The organism is Mesorhizobium erdmanii (assembly GCF_013170725.1).
GTDB lineage: Bacteria > Pseudomonadota > Alphaproteobacteria > Rhizobiales > Rhizobiaceae > Mesorhizobium > Mesorhizobium erdmanii.
Genome location: NZ_CP033361.1, coordinates 2,888,151 through 2,909,398 on the forward strand (window position 1 = coordinate 2,888,151; position 21,248 = coordinate 2,909,398).

Consider the following 21,248-nt stretch of genomic DNA (forward strand, 5'->3'; position numbering starts at 1 on the left):
AGGCGTTTTCTGCGCTTGCCCGTTCTACTGCGTCTACGCAGTAGAACTGAGCTCACGGACCCGAACGTCCGCTCCGCTCCGCTCCGGTTCTCGAAACCACCGTCATATGACTCGCCAGAGCGAATTTCGAAACGGTCTCTCGACGCTAGCACTCAAACCAAGCGAGAAAGAGAATGAAACACTCCTATCTGGGCAAGCATGCCCTCTACGGCCTGCTCGGCGCCATTGCCGTGCTGACCGTGGTTCCGGTCGCGACGATCATGCCGGCCTATGCGGTGGACGATATCGAGGGCGCCGATGCGCCCGACCTCACCGCCGTCCAGGCCAAGATCGCCGCCAAGGACTACAAGGGCGCGCTGGCCGATCTGCGCGACCTGGCGCAGGACAACCAGCAGGCCGACGTCTACAACCTGCTCGGCTTCACGCTGCGCAAGACCGGCGATTTCACCACCGCGCTGACCTACTACAACAAGGCGCTGGAGCTGAAGCCCGACCACAAGGCGGCCCGCGAATATCTGGGCGAGCTCTATGTGGAGACAGGCGACATGGGCAAGGCCAAGGAACAGCTGGCCTCGCTGCAGAAACTATGTCCCGCCGGCTGCGAGGAGCTTTCCGATTTGCAGAAAGCCATCGACACCAAAGTGACGCAGTAAGGGCAGGGGTGACGCAGTCAGGGCGGGGCCGGTGGCCTGCCCGCGAAGGGCCGCGCCAACCTCTCCGCACATCACATTCGGGCGCTCGTGGCTGGCGCCTGTTGCCGGAGCCGGCACTCTCCCTCGAGCCGGCTCCGGCCTTTTCGAACATCACATCCGGCAGGCGCCGTTTTCGCGCGTCCCACGGCGGGCGGCGCCTGCCTGTTACCAAAATAGGCCTGTGCCCAAAATCTGGAGGCTGACCATGACACCGAACGACATCGCCGCGAAGCTCACTGGCCTCGCCACGAAATACCACATCAGGGACGTGACCCTGCTTGCCGGCCGCCTGCTTATGTCCTTCATCTTCCTGCATGAGGGCGTGACACTGGCCACGCATTTCGACGGCGCCGCCAAGGCGATGGCCGCGCAAGGCGTCGGCCTGCCGCTGTTCGTCGCCACCATCGCGCTGCAGCTGGGGGCAGGGCTCTCCGTGGCTTCGGGCCTGCTGACGCGGCTGGGCGGCATCGGGCTCGGGCTGTTCTGCCTGGCCACGGCCTTGCTGTTCCACATCAATTTCGCCAACCAGAACGAGTTGCTGCATTTCGAGAAGGACCTGGCCATATCAGGCGGCATGTTCGTGCTGGCCGCCGTCGGTGCCGGCCGTCTTTCGCTGGACTGGCTGCTGGCCCGCTACCTGCAAAAGCGCCAGCGTGACAAGGAAATGCTAGCGGCACTGCTGGCGGTGGAGAACGAGGTCACGCTGGATGTAAGGCTGCCGGTTTGAGCGGTGCGCGGGCGCTTCGCGCCGCATTCCACGCAAAATTCCACTCTTGCGGCGGTTCTTACCACGCCGCCTACCACGCTCGCACAAACACCAGCCCCTTATCGAAGCCGCCAACAGCGCAACAACGACCCGCGACGGTCGTGCGCTGAAACTTGCCACCGCAACGATCCAGTGAGGGTCGTGGTTGGCCAGTTTCGCCCGAGACTATGAACAGACAGCCTCACGAAAGCGATGCGGGCGACGCGTCGAGGTCGATGTCGACTTTGAAAGATGGAGACTTGAAATGAAGAAGATCATTCTGACCACTGCCGCGTTCCTGTTCGCCGCCGGCATGGCTTTTGCCGGCAGCGACCACTTCGGCGCGGACTTCGTGCCTGACGCCGGCAGCTTCCCGACCACCACCCATGCGATGATGTCGGGCGGCGCGCTCGACCAGGGTGTCACCAAGAGCATCACCGACAGCGCAGCCGGGTCCAATGCGACCTCCGGCATGCCCGCATCGGGCTATGGCCAGGGCATCTGGGGCCACTGACCCCAAAGCCGGCCAGCACGACCGACAGCCAGGCGGCGGGCTTGCCGCCGCCTGGCTCGTTTCAGCCGGGCGAAAGCGCGATGACGATCGGATGGTCGCTGAGCGTAATTTCCAGCGAACGCAAATTGCTCAGTGTTTGGATGGGGTCGACGCCAATTGTTGGATCGTAGGTTTTTACCGACGTCTGCTTTTCGCCGAAATGGATCGTCAAGCGGTCTTGACCGGTCAAACGTTCGTTCCACACGACAAGTTGGAACGTGCCGTCGCTGTGCTGCAGGAGCAGGTCGTGAACGGTTTCGGGTTGGTCCGCGATGGTGAAGTCGAGCTGGCCGGGTTTGGCGAGGGCGCCTTTATCCGCCAAGATCGTCGTAAGGTTGTGCAGGTAGAAGGCGGCCATGCGGGGTGAATAATCAGCCTTGTAGAAGCCGAAAGATTGGTTGCCGCCTTCGTCGGTACGGTCCCGCAACAGATAGACCGATGTGTAGGCGTAGCCGCGCGTGAACTGAGCAAGGTACATGCTCATCAAGTTCAAGCCGTGCATTTGCTCCGTGACCGTGCCTCCGATTGCCACCCCGGTCTCGGTCGTGACCCGCGGCAGCGTATCGAGTTGCTCCTGGGTGTAGCCCAAAAACCCTCTCGCCCAGGTGACGCCGAAGTTGCCGAACAACCCGTCCACCCCGGATGCGGCGGTTGGATCGGCGGCGCGCCACGTTTTGTTGTCCGCCGGATACGGCGAATGCGAGTGATAGATGTAGTTGTGCACATTGGCGTAGTCGGCATATTTCGTGCCGTCCGGCATCCGGGTTTGAGCGCCGGGCGGGATCGTCAGGAACTGAAGACCGACATTGTCTCGCTGCGCGCCGGGTTCCGAGATCGACCAGACAGGATACTTCGCAAGCACAGGATCACTTTTGACAGCCTGGTAAAGATCGCGCTGAAGCTTGGCGACGGGCATCCACGAAGGCTCCCTGCCGCCGCCTTTCTCGCCCTGATAGGTGACGCCCCAGTTGTTCGGCTCGTTGTTGCCCTCGAATGCGAGCAGCGCGCCGGCTTCAGCAAGCACCTTGCCCGTTTCGACCAGTTTCATCACGTCGGTCCCACCGCTGACCAATCCCCAGTTCAGCAGCACTCCGGTTTCGCGATGCAGATCCAGAAAGGTCTGGATGGTTGTGGGGCCGTCGTCGCTCAGCCCTTCTATTCCCGCCCTTATCCATCGAAAGCCGCAATAGCGGACCATCTCGATCGTCTTGGCCAATGGCTGGCCTCGATCGGGGAATGTGGAAACGACGCCGATGCTGTTGAGAAAGTCGTTCGTCGCAACGGCGTTTTGGGGTGCTGCAAGCGCATGGCGAGGCGATATGGGTGCCAGCGCCAACCACGCGCCGACGAGGAAGTGAAGCATTTTGGAAGTGGTGATCATCGCCTGGGACTCTAACCCACGTCTTTCCATGTCGCATCGCCCACCTTTGGTTAGCCCGCCTGCATGATCGCGACGCGCCCGAACGGGCGATCTCCTCGACGGTTCTTGGCGCCGAGGTCGCAGCTGATCCGGCCGAGCACGGCGGTGGCCGCGCCCGTGGGCAAGCGCTGAAGCGCGGCTTTGTAAAGGCGTTTCAGAACAACGCGCTGGGCCGGATCGATGATGAGATGATTCATCAATGTGTGTCGGCGTGGACTGTTTTCTCTTGCAAACTCTGCGCCTTAGAGCGCTGACCTAGCCCTCCACGCCGTTTTCCTCGGAACCCTTGCCCGTCTCGCAGGTTCCTCCTGCCCCAACCACAGGAGATGCACCATGGACCACAGCACCCACATCAGGCTGACCAACGCCGAACTGACCAACGACACGCTTGAGGGCGCCACCATCTATGGCCCCGGCGACGAGAAGATCGGCTCGGTCGACCATGTGCATGGCAGCCAGGTCGTCATCGACGTCGGCGGCTTCCTCGGCATCGGTGCCAAACCCGTCGCCGTTGCCGCCAGCGAACTCGACTTCATGCGCGACGACGATGGCGACATCCACGCCGTGACCAACTGGACCAAGGACCAGCTGAAAAAGATGCCCGAACACCGCGACTGAAAGTTCGAGGGGCCCGGCCGGGCCCCTCGTCTTTTGCAAGGGAGAGACCGATGATCCGCAAGCTGAAGGACGGTAAGTTCCGGCTTTACTCGCGCAAGAAGGACGAGAAGACGGGCAAGCGGCGGAACCTGGGGACGTTCGAGACGCGTGAGGCCGCCGAGAAGCACGAGCGCGAGGTGCAGTATTTCAAGCGGCATTGAGGGGCGTTGTCTGCCTTCTCCGCTAGAAACGGCGATGGGCGACACGCTGCCGTCATCGCCTGAAACACCGGTGTTGGTCTATGCCGTCCGGGTTGGCTGCAACGTGCCGCGACACGCCAATCGGGCCGACGAATGACGGCGCGTCCCGGACGCCTGCCGCCAGGCGAAGCAGCACGTTTTCACGGCCTCAAATTTTTTTTCGCCATCCTCTTGAAGAGGATTTTCACCCCTCCCAAATCGTTTTTCGTCGAGGCTCCAGGGCTCGACATTCAATATCGTAGACGTTGAAACCCATGTTGCTTTTCGGAGGATATGGACATGAGAAGCTTTGACTACGCACCCCTCTATCGCACGACGGTCGGCTTTGACCGCCTTTTCAACATGCTCGACAGCGGCCCGCGCCCGGACTGGCCTCCTTACAACATCGAGAAGATCGGCGAGCACGACTATCGCATCACAATGGCGGTGGCCGGATTCAGCGAACAAGAAATCGAACTGACGCAGCATGGCCCCGAACTCATCGTGACCGGCCACAAGAACGCCGAGGATGAAGGGCGCCAGATCCTGCACCGTGGGCTCGCGATCGGCGATTTCAAGCAGGTCTTCCGCATCGCCGACCACGTCAAGGTCAAGGCGGCGGCGCTGCGCGATGGGCTTCTGTCCATCGAACTGGTCCAGGAAATTCCCGAAGAATTGAAGCCGCGCCGCATCCCCGTCGGCGGCGGGTCGCCCTCGGCCGAAGCGTCGAACGACACCGTTCGAATCGCCGGGGATGGCCGCGCGGGGCGCAAGGCCGCCTGACCCTGAATTAGCAGAAGCTGCGGTTCGCCTCCCGGCATGGCCCGGGAGGCCGTAATTGCGGAGACAGGAGATGACTAGAGAATTCGACACATCAACCAAGCCGAACACCAATCTTTCGAGCCGCCTCGGCGCCGGCAGGCGCTTCCTGGTCCCTGACGACGTGCTTAGGGACGCGGCGCTCTCGACCGCCGAGAAACGAGCCATGCTGTCGTTCTGGGCTTCCGATGCGAACGTCGTTGCCGATGCGCCGTCGTTGCGTCAGCTGGAAGGCGGCATCGCCGTTGGCATCGACGATATCCTCGATGCGCTCAAGTCCCTCGATACGCCACCCGCGATCGCGTGGCCCCGAGCGCTCGACCGCCGACGCAGCGCTGCCCGCCGGTGGTTCCGCCGCCCAGGCCCGAATGACGACGATGATCCGCCGCCCTCTCCGGCATGTGTGATGTATCCTCGGCGCGGGGGTGGCGGAGCCGTCGCGTTTCCAGAACCGGCTTACGCGTAAGGGCGGAGTCTGCGGCATCGGCGCCAAGCCGGTAGCCGTCGCTGCAAAGGGCTCGACTTCGTGCGCAACGAGGATGGCGACGTGCGCGCCGTGACCAACTGGACCAGGGACCATCTGAAACAAATGCCTGAGCATCCGGATTGACGCCAGACGACCAGGAGTGGGCCCGGTAACACGGGCCCGCTCCGCTTAATGGCGCTTGCCTCTTCAGCGCCGGGCGTGCGGCTCATTCCTTGGCCGGCTCTTCGTAGATGCCGATGATCAGCAGCCATGCGCCCGAAATGAGGAAGGCGAACAAAACGATGGTTCCAAGGGCCGCGATGTAAAGCCCTATGCCGCGTCCGAGAACCAGCAGAAACGCGCCGATGACTTCGGCGAGATAACACACCGTGCCGCCCGCGAGCCGGGGCACGGTCAGCCCGATGGAGCTCATCCCCGACTTGATGGCGACGGTATAGCCCCTGACAAAGATGAATGTCGCTATCACCCAGAGGAAAAGCCATTCGAAGCCGAGTGCCGGAAGATATTGACCTCCCAGAAGTGCCAGGCTGCAAGCCATGAAAATCGCGCTGAAGCCCGACAGCATATTGATTGCCCGGTTCTTATGCGTCGTGTTGCGGACAATGCGTTCGGGATTTATCGATATCGCGACGAAGATCAACCCGGCAAGCCCTGCCGCACCGCCACCCACCATGACGAAGAAATTGGTCCATTGATCCAACATGACTTGCCCCTCAGGCTTCAGCCGGCTTGATAGAGGCTAGCATAGCTGCGATCTCGAACTCCATGGGGCGGGGCATGGCGATCGTGGGTTTCATCTTGAGTTGACCCAAGGTGCATGCGACCCTAATCTCGTATTGGGTCGGGTAAGTTGATTGTGTCAAAGTTGTTTTCAGTCGTTTCGGTCTGTCTAATCGTATTGCTGTCATCGGCAGCAAACGCTCGAGCAGATAACGAACAAGATTTCTACAACCGCTTGTCGAAAGAAGAAATCGGCCTTATTGCGTCCGATGCCGCCTCGGGCAACGTTGACGCCAAATATCTTTACGCAAATTACTTGGCCAGCACCAACCCAAAGGGAACCCCCGAGGGCGAGGCCATGCGGGCAGAGGCTGCCACAGCAGGTCATCCATCTGCCGAGTATGACATGTGCCTGACCGAGTCTCTCAGTCACGAACCGCCGTCGATGTCATCATGCCTCCTTGCTGCACTAGACGGAAACCCGAACGCCCAAGCTTGGATGGGCCTGGCGCTCTCGGCTGGAATGTTTGGTCTCAAGGAAGATGCCTCTGCCGCTCTCGGCTGGTACAGGATGGCCGCATTCCAAGGTGACACCATCGCTCTGTCAACAGTCGGGGACCAGTACTCGTCAGGAACTGGAGTGCAGAAGGATGATGCCCTGGCGATCCACTATTGGGAGAGGGCGGCATCTCAGGACAATGCGCCCGCGCTGCGGCAGCTTGGTCGAGCCTACGCTCTCGGATGGGGTGTCCCGGTCGATTTGGAGAAGTCCAAGTCCTACTTCACGAGAGCGTCTGATTTCGGCGATGGCCCTTCTCAGTATTATCTAGGGTTGGTCTACCGCGTGACCGGGAATTTCCAAAGCGCTTATGTCATGCAAACGCTTGCCCTCAAGACCGTCGACGCCGGCGAGATTCGTGACGGAGTTGTGAAGCAAAGGATTGAACTTCAGTCGATGCTTTCACCGGAACAGGTACGCAAATCGGTAAAAATCGCGAAGGGCTGGCGTAAGAAGACGCCCAAGCCGGCACCATTTATTGGAGGTACAGACTTTATAAAGCGCCTCCAGAGAGAACTTAACAAACGTGGCTTCAGCGCTGGCGATGAGGACGGCATTGCGGGTAGCGCGACCGTCAGGGCATATCGTCAGTACGCGGACGTGCTTCACGTTCCAAACGCGCCGTTCGACCGACCGGCAATCTACTACGTAGCGTATCGTTTGAACCTTTATGGCAAAGTCCAGCCCTCACCGCCGAGTACCCCGGCCCCAGTCGTGGCGTCTCAGGAAGTGCCAAGCCCGCCGGCCCCGGATGTATCCGACAAGCAGGCGCCGAAGTCGGATTTAGTTTCCACAGGCTCCGGGTTTGTGGTCGATCACAACGGACATGTGGTCACGAACGCCCATGTCGCGAAGGGGTGTAGCTCAATTGGAATTATAGACCAGCAAGGGAACAAGCTTGCAGCCAAGACCATCAAGGTATCCGAGTTCAGCGATCTTGCGCTGCTTCAATCGGACGGCCTCAAAGATAGCGCATCGGTCGCGTTCAGAGGCGGTGACCCTGTCAAACTGGGCGAAAGCGTCGTGGTGTTTGGTTTTCCGCTCACAGGTACGCTTTCGGATCATGGAAACCTTACAGTTGGGAACCTGGCCGCGTTGTCTGGGCTTCGAGATGATCCTGGCATGTTGCAAATTTCCGCGCCGGTCCAACCGGGCAACAGCGGTGGGCCTGTCTTGGACAGTCATGGCCGCCTGATGGGTGTCGTTGTCGCAAAGCTGAATGCCATAGCCGTGGCCAACGTAACCGACGACATTCCTCAGAACGTGAATTTCGCAATCAAATCATCTGTCTTGGAGAATTTTCTACAGGCCAGCGCTATTGAATATGAGACTGATGGCCAGGCAGCAAAGGAACTGCCAATTACGGACTTGGCCAGTTTAGCTCAGCGCGTAACTGTTCGGATCGAGTGCCACGGGCCGTCCTAGGCTAGTGTTGGACCTTATGTCGGGCTGCATCCAGCAGCTGTTGGCAACAAGGCTAGTGCTGCCAAGTTCCCCACCCCCATTAACCATTCGTTAACCATTCCCTCGCTAGCGTTTACCTCTCAGTAAGGATTCGCCAGCCGTGACCTTTGCCGCTCCCCTCGAGGCCAAATCCATTCGCTTTCGCGCCCGCTCTTTCGTCGCTTTCACCTTGACCCCGGAAGCGCCGATGGCGGAGTGGCTGCGGGGGCTGGACCACTGGATCGGCAACTCGCCGGGCTATTTTGCCGGGCGGCCGGTGCTACTCGACCTGAACATTTTGAAGCCCGCTGCAAGCGAGATCGCGGCACTGGTGGCGGAGCTTGGTACGCGCGGCATCCGTATTTATGCCATCGAGCTCGAAGGGGCTTCGCTCGGGCCTGAACTGCCGCCCTTGCTGGTCGGCGCCAAGGAGGCGACGACGGATGGGCTGCTGCCTGGCCGCAAGGCTGGGCAAGAGGTTTCCAGTGCATCGGAGGGCAAGGCCGCCGAGGGCAGGGCGCCGGACCACCGCATGGACGCGCGGACCGATGCCGCCGGTAAGGGCAAGGCTGGCGCAAGCAAGAGCGCGGAAAGCGAGCCGCAGGTTTCGCATTACGATTCGGGGACGCTGATGATCAAGGCGCCGATCCGCTCGGGCCAGGCGATCATGCATCCGCATGGCGATGTCATCGTGCTGGGCTCGGTCGCGTCCGGTTCGGAGATCGTCGCCGCCGGCTCGATCCACGTCTATGGCACGCTGCGCGGGCGCGCTTCGGCGGGTGCGCTGGGCAACACCGGGGCGCGCATCTTCTGCCGCCGCAACGAGGCCGAGCTTCTTTCGGTCGACGGCTGGTACATCACCGCCGAAGAGATGGAAGGGGTGTCGCGCGGCAAGCCGGTGCAGGCCTTCCTCGACGGCGAGGGCCTGCGCGTCGAGACACTGAGCTGACCGCCCCTGAAGGGCCGACTGGAATGACAGCCGGCAGGGCGGCTGACCGGGATAACAACTGATAACAACGACGGAGGCTTTTTGATGGGCAAGGTAGTGGTGGTCACCTCGGGCAAGGGGGGCGTCGGCAAGACCACCTCGACGGCGGCACTGGGTGCCGCCGTGGCCAAGACCGGCAAGAAGGTGGCGCTCGTCGATTTCGACGTCGGCCTGCGCAACCTCGACCTGATCATGGGGGCCGAACGCCGCGTGGTGTTCGACCTCGTCAACGTCATCCAGGGCACGGCAAAACTGTCGCAGGCGCTGATCCGCGACAAGCGGGTCGACACGCTGTTCCTGCTGCCGGCCTCGCAGACGCGCGACAAGGACGCGCTGACGGAAGAGGGCGTCGGCGAGGTCATCGACAAGCTGCGCTCGGTGTTCGACTACGTCTTCTGCGACAGCCCGGCCGGTATCGAGCGCGGCGCGCAGCTCGCCATGCGCTTTGCCGACGAGGCGGTCATCGTCACAAATCCGGAAGTTTCGTCGGTGCGCGATTCCGACCGCATCATCGGCCTGCTCGATGCCCGCACCATGCGCGCCGAACAGGGCGAGCAGATCGCCAAGCACGTGCTGGTCACCCGCTACGACGCGGCGCGGGCCGCGCGCGGCGAAATGCTCAGCATCGACGACGTGCTGGAAATCCTGTCGGTGCCGCTGCTCGGCATCATCCCGGAAAGCCAGGACGTGCTGCGCGCCTCCAATCTAGGTTCGCCGGTGACGCTGTCGGAGCCGCTCAACACCGCGGCCAAGGCCTATCTCGACGCCGCAAGGCGGTTGGAAGGCGAGGACCTGCCTGTCGTCGTTCCCTTCGAGCGCAAGGGCTTCCTCGACCGTCTGTTGGGAAGGAGGGCGGCATGAACGTGTTCGACCTCTTCAGGCGGCGCTCCAGCGCGCCGGTGGCGCGCGAGCGGCTGCAAGTGCTGCTCGCCTATGAGCGCCGCAACCGCAGCCAGCCCGATCTCGTCTCCATCCTGCGCGAGGAGATCATGGCCGTCATCGCCAAGCACGTGCAGATCGACCAGGACTACCTGCAGGTCTCGATGGACCGCGGCGAAACCATGTCGACGCTGGAGATCGACATCCAGATACCGAACAAGAGTGCGGTGCCGATGGCGATCGCGGGGTAAAGGCGACGCTCTTCCTCGCCCCTTGGGGGCTAGGTTCTGTCAGGTTTGCGCGGCGGAGATTTCAGATGCCGAGCCAGGCGCCCCCCTCTGTCCTGCCGGACATCTCCCCCCTAGGGGGGAGATTGGCTGTCATCGCGGCCTTCGCTAATCGGCTACCTTGAAAGACGAGCGGCGAGATAGAGGCTTCTGATCTCCCCCTTAGTGGGGGAGATGGCCGGCAGGCCAGAGGGGGGCGTGCCCCACCGGCATTGCTTTTTTCACACCGCCTCAAACACCACCGTCTGCGCCAACCCACCACCGCTGCGGTTCTCAAGTGTCACGGTGCCGCCATAGCGCTCGATGATTTCCTTGGCGATGGCCAGGCCGAGCCCGGCGCCGGGAATGAATTGCTGGCGCCCGGGGTCGACGCGGAAGAAGGGCTCGAAGGCCTTGTTGATGAGGTCGGGCGGGATGCCCGGGCCGTTGTCGGAAATGGTCAGCACGGCGCGCTTGTCGGCGACGGCGAGGTCAATGCCGCAGGCCTTGCCATGGGTGGCGGCGTTGACGATCAGGTTGCGCAGCGCCCGGCGCAGGCCGAGCGCGCCGGCGCGGACAGACACCTTGTCCAGATGGCCGATGGAAACGTTATGGCCGAGCGTGGCCATCTCGGCCGAAATGTCGCGCACCATCCTTTCGAGGTCGAGCGGCTCGACGGCATCCTGGTTGACCTCCTCGCGCACCAGGCGGATGGCGCTGTCGGCGATGCGGTCGAGCTCGTCGAGGTCGTGCAGCCATTTGTCGCGCTCCTCGTCGAGGAATTCGGCGCGCAGCCGCATGCGTGTCATCGGCGTACGCAGGTCGTGGCCGGCGGCGGCGACGAGGCGCATGCGACTTTCCATGGCGGTGCGTAGCCGCGACGACAGCTGGTTCAGCGCATGGGCCGTCGCCTTGACCTCGGCCGAGCCGACTTCCGGCACCGCCGCCAGCACGCCGTCCGAGCCGATCTTGGAGACGGCGGCCTCCAGCATTTCCAGCGGTCGGATCAGCACCGAGGTGAAATAGACAGAGACGGCGGTGGCGCCGGCGACGATCAGCGAGATCCAGCCGGCCAGCACCAGCCATTCGCGCCCCAGCGGCTTGAGATGCGGCACGTCCATGATCGCCCAGCGCCTGTCAGGCAGTTGCACCGAGGCAGTCTGGCCGGCTTCGCCAGGCTTCTCGCTGATGATCGCCAGCAGATCGAGGCCGCGGCGCTGCAGGATGTCGTTGAGCATTTCCGTTTCCGTGCGCGAGACCTTGCCGGCGGCCGGATGGTCCGAGAATTGCACCCGCAGCACATCGGGGATCGGCCCCGGCAGCAGCCGCACCACGAGTTCCATCTGCTGGGCGATCCAGGGCACGGTCAGCTCCGGCGGCGGCCCGCCGCCGCGCACGCTGATGACGGCGGCGGTCGCCAGGCCGACGACGCCGACGATCGAAATCACCAGCAGCAGGATGAGGCGGCGGCGCAGCGAGTTCACGCCTCGACCTCCACCGCCTCGACGCGCGCGGTGAGCTGGTAGCCGCCATTGCGCACGGTCTTGAACAGCGGGCCGTCGCCGGTGCCGGAGAATTTGCGGCGCAGCCGGCTCATCAACACGTCGACCGAGCGTTCGAGCGGGTCGCGCTCGCGGCCTTGCGCCAGATCGAGCAACTGGTCGCGCGACAAGAGCCGGCCGGGGCGGTCGAGGAACACCTGCAAAAGGTCGAACTCGGCGCCGGTGAGGTCGATGAGCTCGCCGCGCCCATCCGTCACCTTGCGGGTGTCGGGCTCCAGGCGGTAGCCGGCGAAGCGGTAGATGCGGGCGCGGGGAGCCGGCGCTTCTTCCGGGGCGGCGCGCCGCAGCACGGCGCGGATGCGGGCGGTGAGTTCGCGCGGATTGAAGGGCTTGCCGAGATAGTCGTCGGCGCCGAGTTCCAGGCCGATGATGCGGTCGACATCTTCCTTCAGCGCGGTCAGCAGGATGACCGGGACGTGCGGCTTGCGATCACGCATGCCCCGGCAGATGTCGAGGCCCGAACCGTCCGGCAGCATGACGTCGAGCACGACGAGGTCGAACTGGCCGGCGCCCAGCTTCTGCTCGCATTCGCGCCGGTCGGCCGCCACCGAGACGCGAAAACCCTGGCCGTCGAGATAGCGGCCGAGCAGCGTCCTGATTTCGCGGTCGTCATCGACGACGAGGATATGGGGTTGTGACTGCATGATCATGCCCTTGCTTGCCGTGATTATAGGGGCCGGACGCGCGAGCGGCATGGAAAATTGCAACGCAATGTTTCTGGCCGGCGGCGGGAAACATTCGGAAACAAATTGCCCCTTTGCGGAAACCTTCGGCAACACGCCGACGCGAAGCGGACAAACAAGCTTCCTATCCTCATGGCTGTCCGAAGCATGGATGAAAGGAACCCCGTCATGCGAAGCAGACTTCTTGCGCTCGGCCTGTTTTCCGTCGCCGCGATCCACCCCGTGCTGGCGGCCGAGCCCGATGCCGGCGCGGCGCCCGGCGAGCTGCCGGTCATCGCTCAGGATGGACCGGACCACGGCCCGATGCCCCGGTTTGGCCAGAGCGGTCCGCTCGGACCGATGGGGCATGGCCCGCAAGGTTGGGGTCCCCAGGGCTTTGGCCTGCATCGCTTTGGACCGCAAGGCTTTGGCCCGCACCACATGGGACCGCCGCCGGAGTTCATGCTGGCCGCCCGGCTGGCGGTGTTGGAGACGCGCGTCGGCATTCGCAGCGAGCAGCTCGACGCCTGGCGCGACTACACCAGCGCGTTGCAGGCGGTGCTCGCGCCGCCGCGGCATGATCGTGGTCCCGGCGGCACCGGCGGCCCGGGTGGTCCCGATGCGCCCGAGGCCAAGGTCCCCGATGCCGGTCCGGGCGGCAAACCCGATCCCTTCGCCTTCCAGGAGAGGCTGGCCGACGAGGTCACGGCGCGCGCGGCCTCGGCCGCCAAGCTGAAGGACGCGATCGCCGAGCTGCGCACCAAGCTCTCGCCTGAACAGCTCGAAATCCTCGCTTCGGCGGAACACCCCCACGGACCACCCCCCGGTCCCTGGGGCGGCCCGCCGGAAGATGCAGCCGGACCTGGAGGTTCGCCCGACCTGGGCGGGCAGCTTCCGCCACCCCAGCCCGGGAATGGCTGATACTCCGACCGGTTGCGCCGGCCGGCCCGGTGCCCAACCCGTTCTCGGGCCGGCCGGTGTCGTGGGATGGCAGGCATGTCCTGTCATCCCACCCTCAATTCGCCCAGATGGAAGCACGCCGATGTGGGAAGCCATGATGATGCTGCGGCTGATCGCGTCGGTGAGCCCGAGGCTCTCGCTCGGCCAGCGCGCCAGTGATGCCGCCATGCCGGCGGCGCTGCCTGCCGACACGTTGCAGGGCGCGGTGCGGTTGAGCTTCGCGGCCTGGCGCCTGTCGCTCCCGGTTGCACGGCAGCTTCACGATCATCATGACCGCAAGACCGCATAGGATGCAGGCAAGGCTTGGCATGCCGCCGCCAATCGGCATAAATGAGCGCGATGGGCATCGCGGCCCGGAACTCGATCGTCGGGTTCGATCCGGCCGCGGAGAAGGAGCGCGACATGAGCCGCTTCGAGGCATTGCTCGACGCAGCCCTCGCACGGGCGCGCGCCATTTTCACGATATCGATCGTCGTCGAGCGTATTTCATCGATCCAGCCTGGCCTCGCTTCCGGTGCCAGGCCGCCGCAACTCCAGGGAAAGATCCAGGCCATGCCTTTCACGCCTAGCCAATCCGTCTTGTCGGACCATCGACGCCGGCTCGCGCCCTGGGCGGCAATACTCGCCGCCACGGTTCTTCTGGCGGCCTGTTCGCAGGAGGGGAGCAAGGCTCCCGCCGGAATGGCCGGCGCAAGCAAGCCGGAGGTCGGCGTCGTCACGCTGCATCCGCAATCGGTGGCGATCACGGCCGAGCTGCCGGGACGCACGTCGGCCTCGCTCACCGCCGATGTGCGTCCGCAGGTCAACGGCATCATCCAGGCACGGTTGTTCAAGGAGGGCAGCGAGGTTGTGGTCGGGCAGCCGCTCTACCTCATCGACCCGGCGAGCTACCAGGCAGCCTATGACAGCGCGCAGGCAGCCCAGCAGAAGGCCGAAGCGGCGGTGCCGACGGCGCAGGCCAAGTTCGACCGCTATGCCGGCTTGTTGAAGCAGAACGTTGTTTCCAAACAGGATTACGACGATGCCGCCGCAACGCTCGCCCAGGCCAATGCCGACGTGGCGTCGGCCAAGGCCAGTGTCGAAACCGCGCGCATCAATCTCGACTATACCAAGATCACCGCGCCAATCGCCGGTCGCATCGACAAGTCATCGCTGACGCCAGGCGCCCTGGTCACCGCCAATCAGGACACCTTGCTCACCACCATCCGGTCGCTCGATCCGATCAATGTCGACGTCACGCAGTCGAGCACCAATCTGCTCAACTTGCGCCAGGCGATCAATGAGGGCCGGCTGAAGTTCAGCGGCCCCAATGTCTCGGTCAAGCTGAAGCTCGAGAACGGCACCATCTACAACCAGACCGGCAAGCTGGAATTCGCCGGCGCCAATGTCGACCAGACGACCGGCACATTCGCCTTGAGGGCCGAGTTCCCCAATCCCGACCGCCTGCTTTTGCCGGGCATGTATGTGCGCGCGCTGGTGGAGGAGGGCGTCGCCCAGAACAGCTTCCTGGTGCCGCAGCGCGGCGTCACCCGCAACACCAAGGGCGAGGCGACTGCAATGGTCATCAATGCGCAGGGCAAGGTCGAAACGCGTGTGCTCACTGTCCGCAACAGCGTCGGCAACAACTGGCTGGTGGATTCAGGTGTCGGCGACGGCGACCGGGTCATCGTCGAAGGGCTGCAACTGGTGCGCCCCGGCGGCGACGCGACGGGCGTCGAGGTGACGATCGACGAGACGACCGGCGAGGTGAAGGACAGGGCGCAGACCTCTTCGGCCGCGCCAGCTCCCGCCAAGATGGCCGCCAACGGCCAGCAGACCGGGAACTGAGCCATGTCGGTATTCTTCATCAACCGGCCGATCTTCGCCTGGGTGATCGCCATCGTGATCATGCTGGGCGGCCTGCTCGCGCTGACCACGCTGCCGATCTCGCAATATCCGCAGATCGCGCCGACCACGGTCAACATCAGCGCCACCTATCCCGGCGCCGACGCCCAGACGGTCGAGAATTCGGTGACCAAGGTCATCGAGCAAGGCATGACCGGCATCGACAATCTCGACTACATGACGGCGACTTCGACCTCGACCGGTGCGGCCACGATCACGCTGACCTTCACCAGTGCGGCCGATCCCGACACCGCACAGGTGCAGACGCAAAACAAGCTGCAGCTGGTGCAGTCGCAGCTGCCGCAGGTGGTGCAGAGCAACGGCATCACCGTCTCCAAATCCTCGACCGGCTTCCTGATGGTCATCGGCTTCGTCTCCAGCGACGGCAAGATGAACTCGACCGATCTCGCCGACTATGTCGACTCGACCATCAACGACACGTTGAAGCGTGTCGAAGGCGTCGGCTCGACGCAGCTCTTCGGCTCCGGCTATGCCATGCGCATCTGGCTCGATCCGGACAAGCTCGCCAAATATACGCTGATGCCGAGCGACGTGGCCTCGGCGATCGAGGCGCAGAACACGCAGGTCTCAGCCGGCCAGCTCGGCGGCATGCCGCAACGCAAAGGCCAGCAGCTCAACGCCACGGTGACCGCCAAGAGCCGGCTGCAGACCGCCGAACAGTTCCGCAACATCATCCTCAAGAGCCAGACGGACGGCTCGCTGGTTCGCCTCAACGACGTCGCCACCGTCGAACTCGGCGCCAAAAGCTACACCACGCAGGCCAGATACAACGGCCAACCGGCGGCCGGCGTCGCAATCAACCTTGCGACCGGCGCCAATGCCATCAGCACGGCGGAAGCCGTGCGCACGACGATCAACCGGCTGAGTTCGACCTTCCCGCAAGGGGTCGAGGTCGTTTACCCCTACGACACCTCGCCCTTCGTGCGGCTGTCGATCGAGGAAGTGGTCAAGACGCTGGCCGAGGCGATCGTGCTGGTGTTCCTGGTGATGTTCATCTTCCTGCAGAATCTGCGGGCAACGATCATCCCGACCATCGCCGTCCCGGTGGTGCTGCTCGGCACGTTCGGGGTGCTGTCGCTGTTCGGCTATTCCGTCAACACGCTGACCATGTTCGCCATGGTGCTGGCCATCGGCCTGCTGGTCGACGACGCCATCGTCGTCGTCGAGAATGTCGAGCGCGTCATGCAGGAGGAAGATCTGTCGCCGAAAGAGGCGACGCGAAAATCGATGGGCGAGATCACCGGCGCGCTGGTCGGCATCGCCACCGTGCTGTCGGCGGTGTTCGTGCCGATGGCGTTCTTCGGCGGTTCGACCGGCATCATCTACCGGCAGTTCTCGGTGACCATCGTCTCGGCCATGGTGCTGTCCGTTCTGGTGGCGCTGGTGCTGACCCCGGCGCTGTGCGCCACCATCCTGCGGCGGCCCAAGGACCATGCCACGCAGACCGGTCCGTTCGGCTGGTTCAACCGCGTGTTCGATCGCGGCACGACGGCCTATCGAGACGGCTCGCACGGCATCATCAACCGGTCCTGGCGCTTCCTCGCCGTCTTCCTCGCCATCGTCATCGGCGTGGGCTGGATGTTTGCCCGGCTGCCGAGCTCGTTCCTGCCGGAAGAGGACCAGGGCATCCTGATCACCAGCGTGTCGCTGCCGGTCGGCGCGACGCAAGACCGTACCGAGCGTGTGCTGGCCGAGGTGACCGACCACTATCTCAAGGAAGAGAAGGATGCCGTCCAGGGCGTCTTCACCGCTTCCGGTTTCGGCTTCGGTGGCGCCGGGCAGAATGTCGGCATTGCATTCGTGCCGCTGAAGGAATTCAGCCAGCGCTCGTCGCCGGCGCTGGCGGCGCAGGCGGTCGCTGGCCGCGCAATGGGTGCCTTCCGCAAGATCAGGGATGCGCAGGTCTTCGCGCTTGCCCCTCCGGCCATCCAGGGCTTCGGCAACACCAACGGTTTCGATTTCTACCTGCAGGACGTCAACGGCGCCGGCCATGATGCACTGATCCAGACGCGCAACCAGCTTCTGGGGCTTGCCGCGCAGAGCAAACTGCTCGCCAACACGCGCCCCAACGGCCAGGAGGACCAGCCGCAATTCGCAATCGACATCGACCAGGAAAAGGCCAGCGCGCTGGGCGTCAGCCTCGCCGACATCAACAACACGCTGTCAAGTGCCTGGGGCAGCGACTACGTCAACGATTTCATCGATCGCGGGCGGGTGAAGCCGGTCTATATGCAGTCGGACGCGAACTTCCGCATGCAGCCGGAGGATCTGGACAAATGGCAGGTGCGCAATGCCAGCGGCGCCATGGTGCCGTTCTCGGCCTTCGCCTCCAGCCACTGGACCTTCGGCTCGCCCCGGCTTGAACGCTACAATGGCTCGGCGGCGGTCGAGATCCAGGGCGCGGCGGCCACGGGCGTCAGCTCCGGCGCGGCCATGGACGAGATCGACAGGCTGGTGGCGCAACTGCCGGCCGGATACTCGCACGAATGGACCGGGCTGTCGCATCAGGAACGGCTTTCGGGCAACCAGGCGCTGTCGCTCTACGCGATTTCGGCGCTGGTGGTGTTCCTGTGTCTCGCGGCACTCTATGAGAGCTGGTCGATCCCGTTCGCGGTCATGCTGTCGGTGCCGATCGGCATTTTTGGCGCGCTCGCGGCGGCAACGCTTTTCGGCCAGACCAACGACGTCTATTTCAAGGTCGGCCTTTTGACCACGATCGGCCTCGCCGCCAAGAACGCCATCCTCATCGTCGAGTTCGCCATCGAGCGGCAGGCGGCCGGGATGGGGCTGGTCGAGGCGACGCTGGAGGCGGCGCGGCAACGCTTGCGGCCAATCCTGATGACGTCGCTGGCCTTCATCCTCGGCGTCACGCCGCTCGCCATCGCCAGCGGCGCCGGCTCCGGCGCGCAGAATTCGGTCGGCATCGGCGTGATGGGCGGCATGATCGCGGCGACGGTGATCGGCGTCTTCCTGGTGCCGCTCTTGTTCGTCACGGTGCGGCGTATCTTCAAGGGCAGGGTGGCGAAGCCCGATATCGGGCCGGATATCGGGCAAGACACGGGCGAGAAGCCAGCGACAGCCAACCAGCAATAAGGAAAGTTCCAATGACAGGTTTCGAACGTGGCCCGGCCGCCGCGGGGCGGCTCATTGCGCCCATGATCACGGCTGTTCTGCTCGCTGGATGCGTCGTCGGCCCGGATTATCGGACGCCCATCCTGCCGATGCCGGCATACTGGAGTGGTGAGAATCCGACGAAATCCGTCGAGCCGGCGCAGCTGTCGCAATGGTGGCAGCGCTTGCGCGATCCGCAACTCGATACGCTCGTCGACGAGGCGGTTGCCGGCAATCTCGATGTCGCCACCGCGAAAGCCAAGGTCCGCGAGGCGCGCGCCAACTATCGCCAGAGCGCCGGCGCGTTGCTGCCGTCGGTGGACGGTTCCGGCTCGGTCACCCGCAACAAGTCGGCCGCGACCACATCGGGGACCAATTCCATCTACAGCGAATACCAGTCCGGCTTCGACGCCAGCTGGGAGCTCGACCTGTTCGGCGCCAACCGCAGGGGCGTGGAGGCGGCGCGCTACGGCGTGGAGGCGTCGCAAGAGGAGTTGCGCTCGACACTCCTGACCCTGGTCGGCGACGTCGCGTCCTATTACACCCAGGCGCGCGGCTACCAGGCCCGCATCGCGCTCGCCCGGCGTTCGGCCGCGTCGCAACGGCAGACCGCCGAATTAACCCGCACCATGGCTCTGGCGGGATCGGCGACGGCGGCCGATGTCGCCAAGGCGATGGGGCAGGCGGCCAGCACCGAGGCTACGGTGCCGACGCTGGAGGCAAGCTATGCCGAGGCGGTGCATCGTCTGTCGGTGCTCACCGGCCAGCCGCCGGCGGCACTCAGCGAGCGCTTGAAACGCGGCAAGCCGATCCCGTCACCGCGCCTGCCGATACCGACCGGGATTCCCGCCAACATCCTTTTGTCGCGCCCGGACGTGCTCATGGCCGAGCGGCAATACGCGCAATACACCGCCAAGGTCGGGCAGGCGGAAGCGGCGCGCTATCCCTCGGTCAGCCTGACGGGAAACATCAGCACGGCAGCGCTCAACATCGGCGATCTCGGCAAGAATTCGTCGATCGGCTGGTCGTTCGGACCGACGCTCAGCGTGCCGCTCTTCAATGCCGGGCAGTTGCAGGCGGCGGCCGATGTCGCCCGCGCGCAGCGCGACCAGTATTTCATCGCTTACCGCGCCTCGGTGCTTACCGCGCTCGAGGATGTCGAGAACGCGCTGGTGCTGATGGCGCAGGAGCGCATCCGGATCGGCAAGCTTGCCTCGTCGGCGAAATCCTATGGCGAGGCGGCAAGTCTCGAGGGCACACTCTACAAGGCCGGTGAGACCAGCCTGCTCGACGTGCTCGACGCGCAGCGCTCGCTCTATACGGCTGAAGATTCGCTCCTGCAAAGCCGCGTGCTCCTGGCAACCAACTACATCGCCCTCAACAAGGCGCTCGGCGGCGGCTGGGACGGCGCGGTCGACAGCACAAAACCCGAAATCGTCGACGTCAAGGCCGGGCCGCGGCTGGCGGTGAAGCTCGCGAAGCAGTGAACAAAAAGTGCGATTCACGCCGACGGTGTCGGGTTATAGTCTCCCAGAGGCCATGAGATGTCCCACGTCTACGATCTTGCATCCGGTGTGGTCCGGCGCATCTATGAAAAGCGCATAGAGGCGCCGGCGATCCTCGATGCCGCGACTGATTTTCCGAACGCGGTGAAATTCACCAAGGCCTGGCAAGGCATCCGCGACGAGGCGCTTGGCGTGCGTCTCGGCAAGGCTCCCCGTTTCCACGACATCATGCCGGAGCAGGCCGAGATCTCGGCCAATGACGGGTTGGACTGGCGCATGTTCGTGCTCAAGGCCTACGACGTCACGGTGCCGGAGAACCTCGCACGAATGCCGGTTCTCAGCCGGTTGCTCGCCGAATGCCCGGAGGTCAAATCGGCGGCGGTTTCGTTCCTGGCGCCGCGCAAGCACATCCCGGCCCATCGCGGACCTTTCCGCGGCATCATGCGGTTCCACCTTGGCCTGGTCATCCCGCGGCAGCCCGATGGCCGCCCGGCAACCATCATGATGATCAATCATCAGGAGAGGCGCATCACCGACGGCGAAGGCCTGCTGTGGGACGACACCTACCAGCATGAGGTGATAAACAATTCCGACGAGGCCCGCATAGCGCTGCTGCTCGATGTCTGGCGCCCTGGAATGCCCTGGGACATGGAAATCCTGTCCAGGCTGATCGTGCGCGGGGTGCAGTCGGGGATGCGCCGCAGGGGCGTGTCCTTCTCCGGCTGAAGCCACGGCGGGCGACGGCGCACCGTCCCGTCAGCCTGTTCAATTTGAGCGAGGACCCGCATGAGCACCATGATCTTTCCGGTTCCCGGGCCGAGATCGTGGATCACGCCAGCCGCCTACTCGAGGACTGGCGCAGTGCCATGGCCGTGCGGAGCGACAGCGATGTCGACCCGCTGCTGACGGTGATCAGGGAAGGGGGGCCTTTCCATTGCCTCGGCGAGCTGCCGGCCTATCTCGAAAGGCTGCGCCGGACGGGCCGCGCGGCGGCAGCGGCACAGCTCGAGCAGCGCCACCCGGCACCGCCGCCACGGCGAAAATCGCTGAACTGAACGGCCCGGCACCGAAAACCCGTCCGCGCCGCCATATCGATCGGCCAGGCACCCCCCTTCCGTCAGGGGCTTCCCATACGC

General features: G+C 64.0%; 22 protein-coding genes and 2 pseudogenes. 19 read left to right on the forward strand and 5 right to left on the reverse strand.

Annotation, left to right across the window (positions count from 1 at the left end; translation table 11 throughout):
• Positions 1 to 173 precede the first annotated feature (173 nt).
• The 3 genes from EB233_RS14010 (at position 174) to EB233_RS14020 (ending at position 1,951) form a co-directional block, all read left to right on the forward strand.
• Positions 174 to 653 carry a tetratricopeptide repeat protein gene (locus EB233_RS14010; RefSeq protein WP_032916993.1) on the forward strand — a complete coding sequence of 160 codons (480 nt, stop codon included), beginning with the start codon at positions 174 to 176 and terminating at the stop codon, positions 651 to 653.
• 244 nt (positions 654 to 897) lie between these two features.
• Positions 898 to 1,419: a DoxX family protein gene (locus EB233_RS14015; RefSeq protein ID WP_064989375.1), complete on the forward strand. Its 522-nt coding sequence runs from the start codon at positions 898 to 900 to the stop codon at positions 1,417 to 1,419.
• A gap of 283 nt (positions 1,420 to 1,702) precedes the next feature.
• The gene (locus EB233_RS14020) at positions 1,703 to 1,951 is read left to right on the forward strand and encodes a hypothetical protein (protein ID WP_064989374.1); all 249 of its coding nucleotides are present in this window, start codon (positions 1,703 to 1,705) and stop codon (positions 1,949 to 1,951) included.
• Positions 1,952 to 2,012: 61 nt separating this feature from the next.
• Here the strand turns inward: EB233_RS14020 and EB233_RS14025 are convergent, their stop codons facing one another.
• Both EB233_RS14025 and EB233_RS14030 read right to left on the reverse strand, forming a co-directional pair.
• Positions 2,013 to 3,371, reverse strand: coding sequence for a glycosyl hydrolase (locus tag EB233_RS14025; RefSeq protein WP_244277663.1), 1,359 nt, complete (start codon positions 3,369 to 3,371; stop codon positions 2,013 to 2,015).
• Positions 3,372 to 3,421: 50 nt separating this feature from the next.
• On the reverse strand, positions 3,422 to 3,607 hold the full coding sequence (locus EB233_RS14030) for a hypothetical protein (protein ID WP_064989372.1): 186 nt from the start codon (positions 3,605 to 3,607) through the stop codon (positions 3,422 to 3,424).
• A gap of 136 nt (positions 3,608 to 3,743) precedes the next feature.
• Here EB233_RS14030 and EB233_RS14035 point away from each other — a divergent pair, with 136 nt between their 5' ends.
• The 5 genes and pseudogenes from EB233_RS14035 to EB233_RS31800 form a co-directional block, all read left to right on the forward strand.
• Complete coding sequence (locus EB233_RS14035) at positions 3,744 to 4,028, forward strand: hypothetical protein (protein ID WP_027052355.1); 285 nt, start codon at positions 3,744 to 3,746, stop codon at positions 4,026 to 4,028.
• A 50-nt stretch (positions 4,029 to 4,078) separates the two neighbouring features.
• On the forward strand, positions 4,079 to 4,228 hold the full coding sequence (locus EB233_RS14040) for a hypothetical protein (RefSeq protein ID WP_154674547.1): 150 nt from the start codon (positions 4,079 to 4,081) through the stop codon (positions 4,226 to 4,228).
• A 318-nt stretch (positions 4,229 to 4,546) separates the two neighbouring features.
• Positions 4,547 to 5,029, forward strand: a complete 483-nt coding sequence (locus tag EB233_RS14045) for an Hsp20 family protein (RefSeq protein ID WP_064989406.1) — start codon at positions 4,547 to 4,549, stop codon at positions 5,027 to 5,029.
• Positions 5,030 to 5,099: 70 nt separating this feature from the next.
• Positions 5,100 to 5,531 (forward strand): hypothetical protein, encoded by a 432-nt coding sequence (locus EB233_RS14050; protein WP_064989371.1) that lies wholly within the window; start codon positions 5,100 to 5,102, stop codon positions 5,529 to 5,531.
• A gap of 1 nt (position 5,532) precedes the next feature.
• A pseudogene (locus EB233_RS31800) lies at positions 5,533 to 5,675 on the forward strand (PRC-barrel domain containing protein); the annotation flags it as partial.
• Positions 5,676 to 5,757: 82 nt separating this feature from the next.
• Here EB233_RS31800 and EB233_RS14055 read toward each other — a convergent pair.
• On the reverse strand, positions 5,758 to 6,255 hold the full coding sequence (locus EB233_RS14055) for a hypothetical protein (protein WP_064989370.1): 498 nt from the start codon (positions 6,253 to 6,255) through the stop codon (positions 5,758 to 5,760).
• Between the two features lie 153 nt (positions 6,256 to 6,408).
• Between EB233_RS14055 and EB233_RS14060 the strand changes: the two genes are divergently transcribed.
• The 4 genes from EB233_RS14060 (at position 6,409) to minE (ending at position 10,392) form a co-directional block, all read left to right on the forward strand.
• Positions 6,409 to 8,256: a trypsin-like peptidase domain-containing protein gene (locus tag EB233_RS14060; protein WP_155765343.1), complete on the forward strand. Its 1,848-nt coding sequence runs from the start codon at positions 6,409 to 6,411 to the stop codon at positions 8,254 to 8,256.
• 139 nt (positions 8,257 to 8,395) lie between these two features.
• Complete coding sequence (gene minC / locus EB233_RS14065; RefSeq protein ID WP_064989368.1) at positions 8,396 to 9,223, forward strand: septum site-determining protein MinC; 828 nt, start codon at positions 8,396 to 8,398, stop codon at positions 9,221 to 9,223.
• Between the two features lie 84 nt (positions 9,224 to 9,307).
• Complete coding sequence (minD, locus tag EB233_RS14070) at positions 9,308 to 10,123, forward strand: septum site-determining protein MinD (protein ID WP_064989367.1); 816 nt, start codon at positions 9,308 to 9,310, stop codon at positions 10,121 to 10,123.
• Positions 10,120 to 10,392, forward strand: coding sequence for a cell division topological specificity factor MinE (minE, locus tag EB233_RS14075; RefSeq protein ID WP_056571260.1), 273 nt, complete (start codon positions 10,120 to 10,122; stop codon positions 10,390 to 10,392). Before minD ends, minE begins: the two co-directional genes overlap by 4 nt.
• A 257-nt stretch (positions 10,393 to 10,649) precedes the next feature.
• Here the strand turns inward: minE and EB233_RS14080 are convergent, their stop codons facing one another.
• On the reverse strand, positions 10,650 to 11,891 hold the full coding sequence (locus EB233_RS14080; protein ID WP_064989366.1) for an ATP-binding protein: 1,242 nt from the start codon (positions 11,889 to 11,891) through the stop codon (positions 10,650 to 10,652).
• Entirely contained in the window at positions 11,888 to 12,613 is a 726-nt protein-coding gene (locus EB233_RS14085) for a response regulator (RefSeq protein WP_064989405.1), read from the reverse strand. Before EB233_RS14085 ends, EB233_RS14080 begins: the two co-directional genes overlap by 4 nt.
• 207 nt (positions 12,614 to 12,820) lie before the next feature.
• Here EB233_RS14085 and EB233_RS14090 point away from each other — a divergent pair, with 207 nt between their 5' ends.
• The 7 genes and pseudogenes from EB233_RS14090 to EB233_RS14120 form a co-directional block, all read left to right on the forward strand.
• Positions 12,821 to 13,552, forward strand: a complete 732-nt coding sequence (locus EB233_RS14090; protein ID WP_064989404.1) for a hypothetical protein — start codon at positions 12,821 to 12,823, stop codon at positions 13,550 to 13,552.
• Positions 13,553 to 13,673: 121 nt separating this feature from the next.
• The gene (locus EB233_RS14095; protein ID WP_027052368.1) at positions 13,674 to 13,880 is read left to right on the forward strand and encodes a hypothetical protein; all 207 of its coding nucleotides are present in this window, start codon (positions 13,674 to 13,676) and stop codon (positions 13,878 to 13,880) included.
• 263 nt (positions 13,881 to 14,143) lie between these two features.
• Positions 14,144 to 15,418: an efflux RND transporter periplasmic adaptor subunit gene (locus tag EB233_RS14100; RefSeq protein ID WP_064989403.1), complete on the forward strand. Its 1,275-nt coding sequence runs from the start codon at positions 14,144 to 14,146 to the stop codon at positions 15,416 to 15,418.
• 3 nt (positions 15,419 to 15,421) lie between these two features.
• On the forward strand, positions 15,422 to 18,589 hold the full coding sequence (locus EB233_RS14105) for an efflux RND transporter permease subunit (RefSeq protein WP_064989365.1): 3,168 nt from the start codon (positions 15,422 to 15,424) through the stop codon (positions 18,587 to 18,589).
• 11 nt (positions 18,590 to 18,600) lie between these two features.
• A complete protein-coding gene (locus EB233_RS14110; protein ID WP_064989364.1) occupies positions 18,601 to 20,094 on the forward strand; it encodes an efflux transporter outer membrane subunit in 1,494 nt (497 codons plus the stop codon).
• Between the two features lie 57 nt (positions 20,095 to 20,151).
• Entirely contained in the window at positions 20,152 to 20,838 is a 687-nt protein-coding gene (locus EB233_RS14115; protein ID WP_064989363.1) for an aspartyl/asparaginyl beta-hydroxylase domain-containing protein, read from the forward strand.
• 26 nt (positions 20,839 to 20,864) lie between these two features.
• Positions 20,865 to 21,167, forward strand: a pseudogene (locus tag EB233_RS14120) (sulfatase); the annotation flags it as partial.
• Positions 21,168 to 21,248: the final 81 nt, after the last annotated feature.